General features: G+C 64.8%; 14 protein-coding genes. 3 read left to right on the forward strand and 11 right to left on the reverse strand.

Annotated features, from left to right (window positions below):
* Window positions 1-27 precede the first annotated feature (27 nt).
* The 3 genes from cobA (at window position 28) to BM275_RS16400 (ending at window position 3,341) form a co-directional block, all read left to right on the forward strand.
* A complete protein-coding gene (gene cobA, locus BM275_RS16390; protein WP_046621502.1) occupies window positions 28-864 on the forward strand; it encodes a uroporphyrinogen-III C-methyltransferase in 837 nt (278 codons plus the stop codon).
* Window positions 855-2,378: a nitrite reductase gene (locus tag BM275_RS16395; protein ID WP_090522349.1), complete on the forward strand. Its 1,524-nt coding sequence runs from the start codon at window positions 855-857 to the stop codon at window positions 2,376-2,378. The genes cobA and BM275_RS16395 overlap by 10 nt, the downstream gene beginning before the upstream one ends.
* A gap of 102 nt (window positions 2,379-2,480) precedes the next feature.
* Window positions 2,481-3,341, forward strand: coding sequence for a LysR family transcriptional regulator (locus BM275_RS16400; protein WP_014819165.1), 861 nt, complete (start codon window positions 2,481-2,483; stop codon window positions 3,339-3,341).
* Between the two features lie 24 nt (window positions 3,342-3,365).
* On the opposite strand, the gene BM275_RS16405 is transcribed toward BM275_RS16400, so the two are convergent.
* The 11 genes from BM275_RS16405 to nosZ all read right to left on the reverse strand — a co-directional run bounded on the left by BM275_RS16405 (window position 3,366) and on the right by nosZ (window position 15,752).
* Entirely contained in the window at window positions 3,366-4,505 is a 1,140-nt protein-coding gene (locus BM275_RS16405) for an HPP family protein (RefSeq protein WP_046621495.1), read from the reverse strand.
* A gap of 95 nt (window positions 4,506-4,600) precedes the next feature.
* Entirely contained in the window at window positions 4,601-6,043 is a 1,443-nt protein-coding gene (ccoN, locus tag BM275_RS16410; protein ID WP_014819163.1) for a cytochrome-c oxidase, cbb3-type subunit I, read from the reverse strand.
* Between the two features lie 269 nt (window positions 6,044-6,312).
* Window positions 6,313-7,422, reverse strand: a complete 1,110-nt coding sequence (locus tag BM275_RS16415) for a methyl-accepting chemotaxis protein (RefSeq protein ID WP_090522351.1) — start codon at window positions 7,420-7,422, stop codon at window positions 6,313-6,315.
* A 10-nt stretch (window positions 7,423-7,432) separates the two neighbouring features.
* On the reverse strand, window positions 7,433-8,176 hold the full coding sequence (locus BM275_RS16420; RefSeq protein ID WP_090522352.1) for an SDR family NAD(P)-dependent oxidoreductase: 744 nt from the start codon (window positions 8,174-8,176) through the stop codon (window positions 7,433-7,435).
* Window positions 8,177-8,293: 117 nt separating this feature from the next.
* Window positions 8,294-9,484, reverse strand: a complete 1,191-nt coding sequence (locus tag BM275_RS16425) for an NnrS family protein (protein WP_042927105.1) — start codon at window positions 9,482-9,484, stop codon at window positions 8,294-8,296.
* A 330-nt stretch (window positions 9,485-9,814) separates the two neighbouring features.
* Window positions 9,815-9,997: a twin-arginine translocase TatA/TatE family subunit gene (gene tatA, locus BM275_RS16430; RefSeq protein ID WP_014819159.1), complete on the reverse strand. Its 183-nt coding sequence runs from the start codon at window positions 9,995-9,997 to the stop codon at window positions 9,815-9,817.
* Window positions 9,998-10,048: 51 nt separating this feature from the next.
* Complete coding sequence (locus BM275_RS16435; RefSeq protein ID WP_090522354.1) at window positions 10,049-10,621, reverse strand: nitrous oxide reductase accessory protein NosL; 573 nt, start codon at window positions 10,619-10,621, stop codon at window positions 10,049-10,051.
* Window positions 10,622-10,650: 29 nt separating this feature from the next.
* Window positions 10,651-11,481, reverse strand: a complete 831-nt coding sequence (locus BM275_RS16440; RefSeq protein ID WP_014819157.1) for an ABC transporter permease — start codon at window positions 11,479-11,481, stop codon at window positions 10,651-10,653.
* The gene (locus tag BM275_RS16445) at window positions 11,478-12,404 is read right to left on the reverse strand and encodes an ABC transporter ATP-binding protein (RefSeq protein WP_090522356.1); all 927 of its coding nucleotides are present in this window, start codon (window positions 12,402-12,404) and stop codon (window positions 11,478-11,480) included. Before BM275_RS16445 ends, BM275_RS16440 begins: the two co-directional genes overlap by 4 nt.
* Window positions 12,401-13,711: a nitrous oxide reductase family maturation protein NosD gene (locus tag BM275_RS16450; protein WP_042927106.1), complete on the reverse strand. Its 1,311-nt coding sequence runs from the start codon at window positions 13,709-13,711 to the stop codon at window positions 12,401-12,403. The genes BM275_RS16445 and BM275_RS16450 overlap by 4 nt, the downstream gene beginning before the upstream one ends.
* A 127-nt stretch (window positions 13,712-13,838) precedes the next feature.
* Window positions 13,839-15,752: a TAT-dependent nitrous-oxide reductase gene (nosZ, locus tag BM275_RS16455; RefSeq protein ID WP_042927108.1), complete on the reverse strand. Its 1,914-nt coding sequence runs from the start codon at window positions 15,750-15,752 to the stop codon at window positions 13,839-13,841.
* Window positions 15,753-15,769 lie beyond the last annotated feature (17 nt).

Here is a 15,769-nt window from a genome sequence, read left to right on the forward strand (position 1 = left end):
AGCCCGATGAGAATTCAGGAGCACCGCATGGACCAGCCACTCACATTTCCCGCCTCGCTGAGCGCCGCGTTCGCCCCTGGCGAAGTCGCTCTGGTCGGCGCCGGACCGGGCGACCCCGGCCTGCTCACCCTGCGTGCCTGGAGCCTGTTGCAACAGGCCGACGCGGTGGTCTACGACCGCCTGGTCAGCGACGGGTTGATGGCGTTGCTGCCGGCCGACTGCAGCCGCCATTACGTCGGCAAGACCAGTGGCTACCACAGCCTGCCGCAGCCGGAGATCAACCAGCTGCTGGCCGACCTGGCGCTGCAGAACAAGCGCGTGGTGCGACTCAAGGGCGGCGACCCGTTCATCTTCGGCCGCGGTGCCGAGGAACTGGAATTCCTTCTGCAGCGCGGTATCGACTGCCAGGTAGTACCGGGCATCACCGCTGCGGCCGGCTGCAGCGCCTATGCCGGCATCCCGCTGACCCACCGCGATCTGGCCCATTCCTGCCAGTTCATCACCGGCCACCTGCAGACCAACGGCGAGCTGCACCTGCCCTGGGACGCCCTGGCTCAGGGCGGGCAGACGCTGGTGTTCTACATGGGCCTGGCCAGCCTCGGCGAGATCTCGCGCAACCTGATCTCCGCCGGCCTGCCGGTGGACACGCCCGCCGCGCTGATCGGCAACGGCACCCGCGAGAACCAGCAGGTGGTGCGCTGCACGCTGCGCCAGCTGCCAAGCATGGCCGACGAGCAGCACCTCACGCCGCCGACCCTGACCGTGATCGGCCGGGTGGTCGGCCTGTTCGCCGAGCGCCAGGTCCAGCACCCGGCGCGGCTGCACGGTGATCCAGCCCCGCAAACGGAGGCCTTATGCAACTGATACCCGCCCTGCTGCTGGCCGCCGCGCTGCCGGCGGCCACCTTCGTTGCCCTCGACCTGGCCATTCCGCGGGCTGCCGCGGCGACCCAGCCAGCCGACAGTCAGGCGCTGTACGAACAGCACTGTCAGAGCTGCCACGGCGTCAATCGTCTCGGCGGCGCCGGCCCGGCGCTGTTGCCGGAAAGCCTCAGCCGCATCAAGCCAGCCGAAGCCCAGGCGGTGATTCGCGACGGCCGTCCGGCGAGCCAGATGGCCGCCTATTCCCACGTGCTTAACGAAGCGCAGGTCACCGGCCTGGTCGACTACCTCTATCAGCCCTCTGCCGTGCCGCCCACCTGGAGCGACACCGACATCCGCGCCAGCCATCGGATTCTCAAGGACGTCGCCACGCTGCCAACGACCCCGCAGCACGGCGCCGACCCGCTCAACCTGTTCGTGGTGGTCGAAGCCGGCAATCACCACGTCCGGGTGCTGGACGGCGATCGTTTCGAGGAGCTGGCGAACTTCCAGTCGCACTTCGCCCTGCACGGCGGGCCGAAGTTCTCGCCGGACGGCCGCTTCGTCTACTTCGCCTCCCGCGACGGCTGGGTCAGCGTCTACGACCTGCACAACCTGAGCATGATCGCCGAGGTTCGCGCGGGGTTGAACACGCGCAACCTGGCGGTGAGCAACGATGGCCGCTGGGTGCTGGTGGGCAACTACCTACCGGGCAATCTGGTGCTGCTCGATGCCCGCGACCTTTCGCTGGTCAAGCACATCCCGGCGGTCGGCCAGGACGGCACGCCGTCCCGGGTCAGCGCCGTGTACACCGCGCCGCCACGCGACAGCTTCGTGGTCGCCCTGAAAGACGTGCAGGAAGCCTGGGAGCTCTCCTATGCCGGCGAGCCGACCTTCGAACCACGACGGATCAAGGCAGCCGACTATCTCGACGACTTCTCATTCACTCCAGACTACCGCTACCTGCTGGCCACCTCGCGCAAGGCCCACGGCGGCCAGGTGATCGATCTGGATAGTGGCAAGGCCGTCACCGACATCCCGCTGCCGGGCATGCCGCATCTGGGCTCGGGTATCTACTGGAAACGCGACGGCAAGTGGGTGTTCGCCACCCCCAACGTCAGCAAGGGATTGATCTCGGTGCTGGACCTGGAAACCTGGAAGCTGATCAAGGAGATTCCCACCGAAGGCCCGGGCTTCTTCATGCGCAGCCAACAAAACTCGCCCTATGCCTGGACCGACGTGTTCTTCGGCCCGAACAACGACGCCGTGCACCTGATCGACAAGCAGACCCTGGAAGTCGCCCACACCCTGCGCCCGATGCCGGGCAAGAACGCCGCCCATGTCGAGTTCACCAACGACGGCCGCTACGCCCTGCTCAGCGTCTGGGACACCGACGGCGCCCTGCTCGTCTACGACGCCAAGACGCTGGAGGAGGTCAAACGCATCCCGATGAACAAGCCCTCCGGCAAGTACAACGTCGGCAACAAGATCGAGTTCGCCGAAGGCACTTCGCACTGATCGTGAGCGGATCGCCCACCGATTCAAGGTGGGCGCCCCCACGACGGTCACAACCCCCTACAATCATCGGTTCCGTCACGTTCACTGCATTTAAGGTCGACCATGGATATTGATCTCGCCCGCACCTTTCTCGAGATCATTCGCAGCGGCAGCTTCATCGCCACGGCCGAGCGCCTGCACATCACCCAGACGGCCGTCACCGCGCGCATACAGAACCTGGAAAACCAGCTGAGCTGCCGGCTGTTCGTACGCAATCGCGCCGGGGCGCGGCTGACGGCCGATGGCGAGCGCTTTGCCGCCTATGCTCGCCAGCTGGTGCAGACCTGGGAGGCCGCGCGGCGCGACCTGCCGCTGCCACGGGGTTATGGCGAACTGCTCACGCTCGGCGCCGAGGTGAGCCTGTGCAACCCGCTGATGCTGGCCTGGGTCCAGCGCCTGCGGCAAGCGCTGCCGGGCCACGCCGTGCGACTGGAAGTGGGCAGCGGCGAAGAGCTGCAGAAGAAGCTCGACCTCGGCGTGCTCGACGCCGCACTGGTGCACCAGCCGGAGTACCTGCCCGGTCTGCAGGTCGAACAGCTGCTGGAGGAAAAGCTGATCCAGGTGGTGCAGGCGCAGAATCCAACGCCGTATCTGTACGTCGATTGGGGGCCGGCATTTCGCAAGCAGCATAACCAGGCGCTGCCCGAATACACCCGCGCCGCGCTGTCATTCAGCCTCGGGCCGCTGGCCTTGCAGTATCTGGTGCAATGCGGCGGCCGCGGCTACTTTCGCACCCGTGTGGTCCAGCGCTATCTGGAAGAAGGGGTTCTCAAGCGAGTGGAGCAGGCGCCGGAGTTCAGCTATCCGGTCTACCTGGTGCATGCCCGCGCCAGCGAATCGCCCGCGTTGCTCAAGGCCGTCGAACTGCTGCGCGAAGTAGCCCTCGACGATTACGACTGGTCACGCTGGTACTACGATATCTGAGCGTCGCGCCGGACTCGTGGCCGCTCAGTCCGGCAGCTGCTTGAGCCAGTTGCGGTACAGCGCGGCGATCAGATCCGTCTGGGTAATCATGCCGACCAGCCGCTGTTGCTCATCGACCACCGGCAGGCAGTGCAGGCCGCGATCCGAGAGTAGATAAACCAGTTCGACCATGTGCGTATCGGCGGTCACCGAGACTACTGGCGAACTCATGATCGCGCGTAGCTTGGTGCCGCGCAGGAAGTTCAGCTGACCGAAACTGAGCCGCCCGGGCCGCGGGTGGAAGTGCTTGAGCAGGTCCACCTGGGTGACGATGCCGACCAGCCGATGGTCGTCGCCCTGCACCACCGGCAGCGAGCGCAGCCGGTGCACCTGCAGGGTCTGCCAGGCCTGCTCGATGAAGGTATCCGGCGTGTGCCAGTACAGATCGCGTGACATCACGTGCGCCGCGGTGATCTCGCCCATGCTGCGCCGCAGGGCGTGCTTCTCGGTCTGCTTGATCAGCCGCTCGAGGTCGTCACGGGTGACGTCGACATACTCGCCGAACTCCTGCAGTGCGCGATCCACGTCGTCATGGGTGAAGCTCATGCGCTCGCCCGGCGGCAGGTCGCGGGTGTGATGACTGTTCTCGCGGCTCAGCCGCGGCTTCGGATAGGGATGCCCGGTCAGGTTGTTGTAGACCAGCGCGACCGTCACCAGGAGCGCCGAATAGAACAGCACTGGCCCGACCAGCGCGTAACCCAGCTGATGCAGCTCCGGGCTGCCCACCGCCGCCACCAGCGCCAGCGCGATGCTCGGCGGATGCAGGCAGCGCAGATAGAACAGACAGAGCAGCGACAGGCAAGCCGCCAGCGCCAGCGAGGCGATACTGGGCAAGCCGCTCATGCCCAGACTGATGCCGATCAGCGCCGCCAGCAGATTGCCAACCAGAACCGCCCATGGCTGGGCGAACGGGCTGGACGAGGCGACGAACACCAGCACCGCCGAGGCGCCGGCTGGCCCCATGATCTGCAGGGTCAACGAACTGCCGACCAGCATGTAGCCGCTGCAGAACACCAGCGGCATGACGATGGCGACGCCGAGGGCGGCGCGCAACCACTCCTTCGGCGAAGCATTCAGCGGGGCGGGAAGGAACGAGCGAATCCAGAGGGCGAAAGAGTCGTGCATTGGTCCTGCTTGTGTCGAAATCGGAGAGACCGCCCGGCGGGCGGTGGAGCGGTCCGTCCCTGGACCGGTTTTGAGCGAGATAGCTGCCCGGGCGTTCAGCTGGCCAGCAGCGGCGCTGCCTGCGGCACGCGCTCGTCGCGGCGGGTGCGCACGGTCAGCCAGGTGTTCAGCGCCATCAGCAGCATGCCGCTGGCGAAGATGGCGCCGCCGGCCATGCGCACGATGTAGCCGGGATGGCTGGCTTCCAGCGCCTCGACGAAGGAATAGGTCAGCGTGCCGTCTTCGTTGATCGCCCGCCACATCAGGCCCTGAGTGATGCCGTTGACCCACATCGAGGCGATGTAGAGCACCGTGCCGATGGTCGCCAGCCAGAAGTGCGCGTTGATCAGGCCGATGCTGTGCATCTGCTCGCGCCCCCACAGCCGCGGAATCAGGTGGTACAGCGAGCCGATGGAGATCATCGCCACCCAGCCCAGCGCCCCGGCGTGTACGTGCCCAATGGTCCAGTCGGTGTAGTGCGACAGCGCATTGACCGTCTTGATCGCCATCATCGGGCCTTCGAAGGTCGACATGCCGTAGAACGCCAGCGAGACCACCAGGAAGCGCAGGATCGGGTCGGTGCGCAACTTATGCCAGGCACCGGAGAGGGTCATCATGCCGTTGATCATGCCGCCCCAACTCGGCGCCAAGAGGATGATCGACATCACCATACCCAGGCTCTGCGCCCAGTCCGGCAGCGCGGTGTAGTGCAGATGATGCGGGCCGGCCCAGATGTAGATCGAGATGATCGCCCAGAAATGCACGATGGACAGACGGTACGAGTATATCGGCCGCCCCGCCTGCTTCGGCACGAAGTAGTACATCATCCCGAGAAAGCCGACCGAGAGGATGAAGCCCACCACGCTGTGCCCGTACCACCACTGCACCATCGCATCGGTGGCGCCCGAATACAGCGAGTAGGACTTGAGCGGCCCCACCGGCACCAGCGCGTGGTTGATGATGTGCACCATGCCGGTGACGATGATGAAGGCGCCGAAAAACCAGTTGCCGACGTAGATGTGGCGGATGCGCCGGCGGGCGATGGTGCCGAAGAACAGATAGGCGTAGAGCACCCAGATCAGCGTCACCCAGAGTGCGATCGGCCACTCCATCTCGGCGTATTCCTTGGACGTGGTGTAGCCCAGCGCGTAGCTGATCGGCATTGCCACGCAGGCTGCCTGCCAGCCCCAGAAAACCAGCGCCGCCAGCCGATCGGAGATCAGCCGGGCATGACTGGTGCGCTGAACGATGTAGAAGGACGAGGCGAACAACGCGCCGCCACCGAAAGCGAAGATCACCAGATTGGTGTGAATCGGTCGCAGCCGGCCGAAGCTGGTCCAGGGCAGGTCGAAGTTCAGCTGCGGCCACACCAGCTGAGCAGCGATGAAGACGCCGAGGCCCATGCCGAGCACACCCCAGACCAGCGTCATCAGGGTGAACTGGCGCACCACGTGGTAGTTGTAGGCAATCGGTTCGGGACTGTTGTGCAGTTCGCTCATGCTCGCCAGGCGGCCGACGCGGGCGCCAGGGAACGAACATCGAGATCTGCCAGCGCAGCGCAGGCAATGGTCGACGGACCGGCACGCCGCATCCGCTCGCCGCTCCTCCTGGGATCGGTTCATATCGAGCGCGGCGGATTGCCGCGCAGACGGAATGCGTGCGCATTGTCTGCGGCGCTTTAAATGTTATCTAACGAATAGTATTGCTCGATAAGCGCAATATTTTTGCACCAACGACATCACGAGCGAAAACGCGGGCGTCTGTGCCATCAGGCCGCGCGACTCGCCCCTTTCTCGTACTGATCGACCACGGCCGTGACGATACACATCACCTCCAGGTTGGCTTCCTCCATCTGGCCCAGGTGGCGCAACGCGCTTTCCAGGGCGTCCTGAGCGAATGCATCCAGCGCCGCCTGCCCCTGGGCATGCACCGCCGTGTGGGGCCGCTCGATCTGCCGGAAGCAGTCCAGCGCCTGGATGTCGCGGTTGCCTTCGCCGTAATACCAGCGGCCGAAACGACAGTCGCGCTCGCTCGGCAGCTGTGGAATCGGCTGTGCCTGGTCGCTCAGCAGGTGGTTGTACACCACGAACTTCAGTGACAGCTCGTCGAGATTGGCCAGCTCGATGCCGGCACGGAAGGAAGACGCGGCGCTGCTGCCACGCATCGCCCCGGCCAGCTGGTAGAGCGTACGCATCGCCTCGACCGCCACCTCGGTGGTTCGACTGAAGCCCTTGGCGTGGCTGCCCTGCAGCTGGATGTAGTCATGCACATTGCGGATTTCGGCCTGCACTTCGCCAATCTTGCGCACGATGTCATCGGTCGCCAGCGCGGTCTTTTCCGCCAGGCTGCGAATCTCCCCGGCGACAACTGCGAAACCACGCCCGGCCTCGCCGGCACGCGCCGCCTCGATCGCGGCATTCAGCGCCAGCAGATTGGTCTGGCTGGCGATGCCGCTGATGAGATCGACGATGCCGTTGATCTCCTGCGAGCGCTCGGCAAGGGTATCGACCTTGCGCGAGGCCAGGCCGAGGCCGTCCTCCATCTCGGCGGCCTTGCCCTGCAGCTCGCCGAAATGCTTCTGGTTGCTCAGCGCCGCGGCGGCGACCTCGCCGGCACGGGCCTTGTTATCGCCCAACTGCCCGGTGAGGAACTCGAACGACTCGCCGAGATGGGCCACGGAGGTGCTGAAGCGAATCAGCCTTTCCGACACACCCCGGTAATAGTCGAGCTGTCGCTGGCGCTGCTGGCTGGCAGCCTCTGCCGCCTGCAGCTGTTGCTCCAGCGCGACGACGCGCGCCGCCTGTTCGGCGTGACTGGCCTGCAGCGCATTCAGCTCCTGCTCCAGGCGCGTCGCGCTGTTCTTCCACTTGAACCACATGCGCTACACCTCAGTTGATGGTGTAACCGTTGTCCACCACCCAGTCCTGGCCGAACACGCCGCGCGCACCCTGGGACAGCTGGAACAGGATGACATTGGCCACCGCCGCCGACTCAAGGAAATGCCCCGGCAACAGACGCTTGGTGACGCCCTCGGCGACCGCTTCGAGCTGATCGTCGTTGAGCCCCAGCGAGCCCCAGATGGCGGTGGCGGTCGGGCCGGGCGAAACCATGTTGATGCGTACATCCAGCGGCGCGAACTCCACTGCCAGCGTGCGCGCCTGCGCCGCCAACGCCGCCTTGCTGGCGATGTAGGCCGCCAGCCCGGGGAAGGTCGAGCGGATCAGGAAGGTGCCGACGAAGACCACCGAGGCCGGCTTGGCCAGCTCGGTGCGCAACGCAGCGAAGGTGTTCAGCGCACCGGCGCCATTGACCGCCCACTGCCGATCGAAGGCGGCCATGTCCAGGCCATCGGCCAGCTCGGCGATACCGGCGTTGGGCACCAGGTAGTGCACCGGTCCCATCTGCGCGGCACGGCGCGCCAGCTGGGCCAGATCTTCAGCCGAGGTGACATCGCCGCTCAGCCACTGCAGCTGGTCGGCGTGGGTTTCCAGCAGCGGTTCGAGACCGCCGATGCTGCGCGACATCGCCAGCACCCGGGCACCGCGCTGCAGCAGGGCTGCGCACAACGCCAGACCGATTCCGGAACTGGCGCCGGTGACGACAGCCAGACGATCCTGAAACTCGCTTTTCATCATCATCTCCGAGCTCGGCGCACGCCGAGTCACAAGCCGCCTCGCGGCAGCGGTTCTAAGGCTTGGTATTGACGGGCAGGCGCGACGGGCACCTGCCCCGGTGAAACGATTCGGTGCTCAGCCCGGATGGCCGTCGACCCGCGGTGCGACCAGCATCGGCGCGTAGCGCCAGACATACAGGGCGAAGGCCGCCGCCCAGCAGGCCGCCGCCAGCCACAGACCGCCGACCGGCCAGATGACAGAGAGGAATACCCGCGCGGCCGTGCCCAGATTGAACAGCACGAAGGCGCCGATGATGCCCGCCGGCAACTGCAGCGGCCGGCCGGTGTGGCCGAGGGTCACGCGGGCGATCATCGCCAGGATCAATCCGCCCATGGAGCCGACGCTCAGCGCATGCAGCGAAGGGCTGGACTGCGCCAGCAGACCAAAATGCCAGAGCGCCAGGCCGAATGCCGCGACCACCAGCCAGAGCATCGCCAGGTGCAGCGACCAGAGCAGGCCGACCTTCCAGATACCGTGGTCGTACCAGCGCGCCAGGCGCAGCAGATGGCCGACGCCGATGGCGACGAACAGCAGGCCCAGCAGCGGATGCGGCTGCAGGGCGACGCCGAAGGCGTGCAGCAGTGCGACGATCCCGGTGCCCACCAGCAGGGCGACATCCAGCCAGACCCAAGGCTTGACCGCCTCGACCTTGCCCAAGCCGCGCTGAGTGAAGAACGGAATCACCCGGCCGCCGATCAGCGCCATCAGCGCCGCGACCAGCCACAGCCCGGCGAGCACGCCCTGGCGCTGCAGCGCATCGTTGTCCTGCAGCAGGCCGACCAGGATCAGCACATCCGCGCCGAACATCAGCGTCAGCACCACCACGATCGGGTAGTTGCGCTTCTGCCGTACGGCCCAGAGCATCCGCCCCATCATCCAGACCAGCGCCAGCAGGAACAGCAGATCGAGTGGCGCCAGCCATACCGCCGGCAGGCCGAACAGCCAGCCCAGACGCGCCGCCAGCCAAATCACTGCCAACCCCATCAGGCGATTGCCGGACGGGGCCGTCTGGCCGGTCCAGGTCTGCACCGCGGTGAGCAGAAAGCCGGCGACGATTGCCATGGCGAAACCGAACAGCATTTCGTGACGATGCCAGGCCAGCCAGCCACCGGTGGGCTGAAAGCCCGGCCACAGCCCGGTCCACGCGGCGACCCAGAGCGGAATCGCCAACAGCGCGAACAGGCTGCCGGCGAGAAAGAAGGGGCGAAAGGCGAGCCGCCAGATAGGCGGAACACTCAGGGCTTTTCGCCGATCGATAACTTGCACGGAAGGGCCTCCAGACTTTCTATGTCCGGCAGCACAACGAACGCGCGCCGGACGAATGATCGCTCCCGTTTACAGGAGCCAGGATTACTTTCTACAGGGTAGGCGCCATCAACAGACTTGATTGCGATCAGATTTTCGCGGAGGCGGCGGGAAAGTGACGGTCGGCGCCCGAAGACCGCCTGAAGACGCACCGTTGCGGTGCGAAACGGCCCCGATTATCGAGCATTGAAGCCGCTTGGGCGGCTCTCAACGGCGACGGGCATCCGCCTCCCCCGGCAGCGCGCAAGCGCCGTGTTAGGGGAGGCTGGCCGAGCGAAGTGGTCGCTGTTCTTACTTGATTTCCTGCTTGACCGTCTCGGCCTGGGTGACGCTGTCGCCATCACTGACCGACTTGCGGAAGCCGCTGATCGCGCTGCCCAGGTCGGAGCCCAGGCCGCGCAGGCGCTTGGTGCCGAACAGCATGACGACGATCAGAAGAATGATCAGAAGTTGCCAGACGCTGATACCCATCATTGTGCTTACCTCGAATGTGTCGGAAGACTGGTTACGGCCACTGAATAGGTCTCAGTGCCCCTGGTGTGCGTTGTGTGTATCGCCGGGCATGTGCTCGTGCATGCCGCCGTGCTGCATGCTCGCTGCTTCCTGCAGCAGCGCCTGATCGATCTGTTCGAAACGCAATACCCGGCCACCGTGTTCCTCGGCGAGGCGCATGGCGGCCTGCTCTTCGGCGAAGGTCGCCAGCGACGCCCCCATGGCGCCCTTGAGCGACGTACCGATCACATAGTAGGCGCTGGTTGCGTCGATCAGGTGACTGTCATCCGGCTTGTCCCAAACGCTACGGCCCATATCGTGTACATACAGCCTGGCATCGAGCAGACGGTTCTCCGGCTGTAGCCACCAGCCGAGCATCTCGGCCGTGGAACAGAACTTCTTCACGCCGCCCTTCTCCACCGCCTGGCCCTTGGGCCCGGGGAAGTCGCTGATGATCATGCCGCACACGTGACACTCGTCGGAGTCATGGAAGGCCACTGGCTCGAGCGATTGCTGGACCTCCTCCTTCTCGCCGCAGCCGGCCAGGCCGAAGGCGAGCAACATGGCCAGGAGCGTTCCGGCGCCGATGCGATGCAGTGCGTTCATAGAGGGATTTCCTTTTCGATTCATGGAAGTCAGGTCAGGCGCCGGCGAAAGATGCCGTACGCCAGCAGCAGCGACACGCCGATCCAGGCCAGCAGACATAGCCAGAGCACCGAGGCCGGCACCGGCAGATCGGCGCCCAGCGACAGCACACCCATGGCACTGCCGCTGCCTTCGAAGCCGGACAGGTTGATCAGGCGGTAGATGTCGGTGGGGTTTAGCAGCAGCAGCCAGGGCAGCAGTTCGGGGTTGAACTTGCCTTCGCTGAGCACCAGCAGCGCAAGCAGGACCAGATCGAACACCAGCACGAAGAGAAACCACACCCCGAGCGCCAGCCCGGCGGCGCTGGACTTCTCATTGACCTTGCCGCTGAGCACGTAGGCGAAGGCGAGGAACACCCAGCCGAGCAGCGTCGAGGAGATCATGAAGCGGCCGAACGCCCAGAACAGCATGCCGAGCTCGACGCCTTCGACCAGCACGGCGATGGCCAGCGCCGCGCAGCCGAAGCCGATCAGCACCGCCAGGGCGAGGATCAGCCCGTGGCCGACGAACTTGCCGAGCAGGATCTGCCCGCGCCCCAACGGATAGGTCAGCAGCAGCATCAGCGTGCCGCCCTCGTCCTCGCCGACGATGGCGTCATAGGCCAGCAGCAGCGCGATCAGCGGCATGAGAAAGGTGGCCAGACTGGCCAGGCTGGCGATGGTCGCCGGAATCGAGGTGAAGCCAAGCTGGCCGGAGGCCGCGGCGCCCAGCCAGGCGATACCCACCGCCAGCACCGCGAAGAGCAGACTGATTGCGAGCAGCCAGCGGTTGCGCAGGCCGTCGCTGAGTTCCTTGCGGGCGATGTTCCAGACCTGGTTCATACGCGACCCTCCTGGGCGCGCACATCACCGGCGCGCTCCATGTAATAGCGATAGAGGTCTTCCAGCGACGGCTGGTGGATCTCGATGTCCTCCGGCTCGCTCTCGCCCAGCAGCTGGCGCAGCAGCACCAGCTTGTGGCCGTTGACCGCAATCACTTCCAGACTCGATTCGCTGAGACCGCGGGCGCTGTGCCCGGCATCGGTCCAACGCTGCAGCCAGCTGTCGCGCTCGCTGACGCCACTGGCACGGATGCGCACCGGCAGCCCGGCCTCGGCACGCAGTTGCGACAGGCTACCGACGGCCTGCAGGCGGCCCTTGGCGAGGATCGCCGCGCGGTTGATGTGCGCCTCGACGCCCGGCAGCACGTGGGAGCAGAGAATGATGCTGGTGCCGCGCTGACGCAGGCGGTCGATCAGCAGGTAGAGGTCCTGGGTGGCGATCGGGTCGAGGCCCACGGTCGGCTCGTCGAGCAGCAGCAGCTTCGGTTCGCCAAGCAGCGCCTGGGCCAGGCCGAGACGCTGGCGCATGCCCTTGGAATAGGTTTTCACCCGGCGATCGGCGGCATGGGCCAGTCCGACCTGCTCGAGCAGCTCATCCACCTGGCTCAGCGCGGCGCCCTTCAGACGGGCGAAATGGCGCAGGGTTTCGCGGCCGCTCAACTGCGGATAGAAAGTCACGTTCTCCGGCAGGTAGCCAAGCTGGCGACGCACCTGCGGATCGTTCGGCGCACGGCCCAGGACTTTCACCTGGCCCTCGCTCGGCGCGAGCAGGCCGAGAATCAGCTTCATGCTGGTGGTCTTGCCCGCACCGTTATGGCCGAACAACCCCAGCACCTCACCTTCACCGAGGTTCAGATTCAGATCGTGCAGCACGGTCATGCTGCCGTAACGCTGGCTTACGCCCTGGATCTCGACGGCGTTCATGACGTTGGTTCCTGCTTGTCAGTAAGGAGTTTTTCAGTGGGCAGCTTCATCAGCGGATGGCTGTCCTGTACGCCCGGCGACTTGACCACCGGGAAGGCCCGCTGCACCCAGCGCAGCACTTCGATGCTCGGGCTGTTCATCAGCAGACGTACCTGTGGATACAGCCAGAGCAGGCGGTCGACGTTGTCGTTGGGTTCGTAGGCGACATCGCCCAGCCCGTCGTCATTGCGGTCCCAGCCCAGGTAATCGCTCCAGTAGTTGCCGCGACCATCCACCGACCACTCCTGGGTGCGGGTGGCGACGTACTTGACCTGCTGCTGGTTGCCGACGAAGGCGTTGCCGGCGATACGGTTGTCTTCCGAGCCGGCGGTCAGGTGGATACCCAGCGAGCTTTTCTCGAAATGGTTGTTCTCGATGGTGTTGAACAGCGAGTTGTAGATGAACAACGCCTTGCCCTCACCACCGCTGATCATGCTGTCGCCACCGGTATCGCCACGCTGCACGTCGCTGACGAAGTTGCCGGTGATGGTCGAATAGGTGATGTAGTTCATCAGGATGCCGTAGTTCTGATCTTGCTCGGAGCGGTTCCCCGTGACGATCAGCTTGCGGCTCTGCATCAACGCGTAACCGGTGCGGGTACGGCGGGTGATGTTGTCGATCACGCTGTTGTCGTTGGCGAACATGTAGTGCACGCCGTAGCGGACGTCCTCGATGACGTTGCCTTCCAGATGATTCCCGTTGGAGGTGTCGATATAGATGCCATCGCGCACGTCGCGCACCTGATTGCCAACGACCCGAGCACCTTTCACGGCAAACAGATGGATGCCGTTGCCACGGTCCTGCGAGCGAACGCTGGCGTCGCCGTCGATTTCGTTGCCGATCACCTGCACATCGCTGGTGCCATCGACGAACACGCCGAACCCGGGGCCACGCATGCGGTTGTTGCTGATCTGCGCACGCTTCGCGGCAGGCAGGATGAATATTGCCGAATCCATCGCGGTGAGGTCGGCGCCCCAATCGCGCAGCGTGCAACCTTCGACGAGGACGTCGGGCGCGCTGATGAGCAGGCTGCTGCCCTGGCCTTGCGACTGGATGATTGCACCCGGCTCGCAACGCAGCTGCATGGGCTGCTCGATGGTGAACTGCCCCTGATATTCCCCGGCAGGCAAGCGCCAGCGGTTCTCACCATCGGGCTGCAGCGGCAGGGTTGTGATCGCTTGCGGTGCCGCCTGGGCCACACCACTGAATAAAAGCAGCAGCGAAACTGCCGCTGAGTACCGCGAGAAAGTAGCCTGAGCTTTGAACACTGCGTTTTGACCTTCTTCAGCTTGCAGGCGAACGGCGGTTGCCGGAAGGGCCGCGGCTGCATGCCGAAGCCCTTCGCGAAATCACGACACCATCGCCCGACCGCAAACGGGCGATGGCTGGAGCAGCTTACGCGGGCTCGACCAGCATGCGGCCGACCATTTCCATGTGCAGTGCATGGCAGAACCAGCTGCAGTAGTACCAGTGCAGCCCCGGCTTGTCAGCCACGAAGGTAATGGAAGAGGTCTGCTGCGGGCTGATCTCCATGCTCGCACCGTGATTGACCATGACGAAACCGTGGGACACATCTTCGATCTGGTCGATGTTGGTGATGGTCACGGTGACTTCATCGCCCTGCTTGACGGTGAATTCCTGCACACCGAACGCCGGCGCCATGGAGGTCATGTACACACGCACCTTGTTGCCGTCACGGATGACCTTGTTGTCGGCGTCCAGGTTGATGCCATCCTTCTTCGCCCGCTCCAACGTCGGCGCGAAGAACGGATCGTTGCGGTCCCAGATCTTCTTGGTCTTGATCTGGTCGCGGCGGGCCATGATGCAGTCGTGCGGCTCGGCATAAGTCGGGCCGTCATGCACCAGTTTCATCTCGTCGCCGGAAATGTCGATCAGCTGATCGTTCTCCGGATGCAGCGGGCCGGTCGGCAGGAAGCGGTCCTTGCCGAACTTGCACAGCGCCACCAGCCACTTGCCGTCGGCTTCGCTGGTTTCGCACAGCGAGGCATGGATGTGGCCAGGCTGGTAGTGCACATCCAGCTTCTGCTTGATGTAGTTGACCTTCTCGCCCTTGTAGGCGCGGACCGCGTCGGCCATGTTCCACTTGACTACCTGGCTGTCGATGAACAGCGTGGTGTAAGCGTTGCCGCGACCGTCGAAGGTGGTGTGCAGCGGGCCCAGGCCCAGTTCCACTTCGGCGGCGATGGTGTCACGCGGATCGGCCAGTTTGCCGGCGAACAGATCGGGCAGCTTGGCGATCTCGATCATCGACACGGTCGGCGAGAGCTTGCCGTTGGCGATGAAGTACTTGCCGTCGGAGGAAGTGTTGCAGCCGTGCGGGTTCTTCGGCACCGGAATGTAGCGGGTGAACTGGCTGTCTTTCTCGGCCTTCTTGCGGCCGTCGAGCACCGGCACCTTGGAGTCGCCGAGAGTGATGAACTTGCCGGCCTTGACTGCCTTTTCAGCAGCCTCGATGTCGAACACCACGACCCAGTCACGCTCGTTGCGCATCATGCCGCCGAGGTCGTAGGCCTTTTCCGAGTTGTAGCAGGTGGCAGCGGCGAAGCGGCCGGTGTAGTCGGCGTCGGTGTTGTCGAGGTTGCCGTCGACGATGATCTGGAAGGCCATCTCCATCTTCTCGGCGTCGATGACGTTGTACATGGTGTAGCTGTTTTCATCCTGCAGATCGAAGACCTTGCCGTCGTTCGGATGCGGGATGACGAATTCGGCGTTGGCGAACACGTACTTGGTGTACGGCACCTTCTGCAGACGCAAACCGTGGATGGCCTGGCAGTTCGGCACGGTGATCATCTTGTCGCACTTCATGATATCCAGGCGGATACGGGCGACGCGGGTGTTGGCCTTGTCGTTGATGAACAGGTACTTGCCGTCGTACTTGCCGTCGGTCATGGAGATGTGCGGGTGGTGGCAGTCGCCGTTGAGGAACTTGGCGCTGTCGCCCATGATCGCGCGGCTTTCGTTGGTCAGGCCCCAGCCGGTGGCGGAGTCGACGTTGAACACCGGGATGCGCATCAGCTCGCGCATCGACGGGATGCCCATCACACGGACTTCGCCCTGGTGGCCGCCGCTCCAGAAGCCGTAGTAGTCGTCCAGGTCGCCCGGCGCGACGTGGATGTTCTGCCGCGCGTCCTTGACCGCTGCGGCCCAGGACTCACGGCTCATCACCGCGCCACCGAAGGCAGTGGCCGCAACGGCCGCGCCGGTAACCGCGCTGGCGCCGAGGAAGCCACGACGGCTCATGCCGCCCTTCTCCAGCACCTCGGGATTGTTCTTGCTCTTGTCACTCATGGGGTTTCGCTCCTTTG

Origin of the sequence: Stutzerimonas kunmingensis, from assembly GCF_900114065.1 — a bacterium.
Taxonomy (GTDB): domain Bacteria; phylum Pseudomonadota; class Gammaproteobacteria; order Pseudomonadales; family Pseudomonadaceae; genus Stutzerimonas; species Stutzerimonas kunmingensis.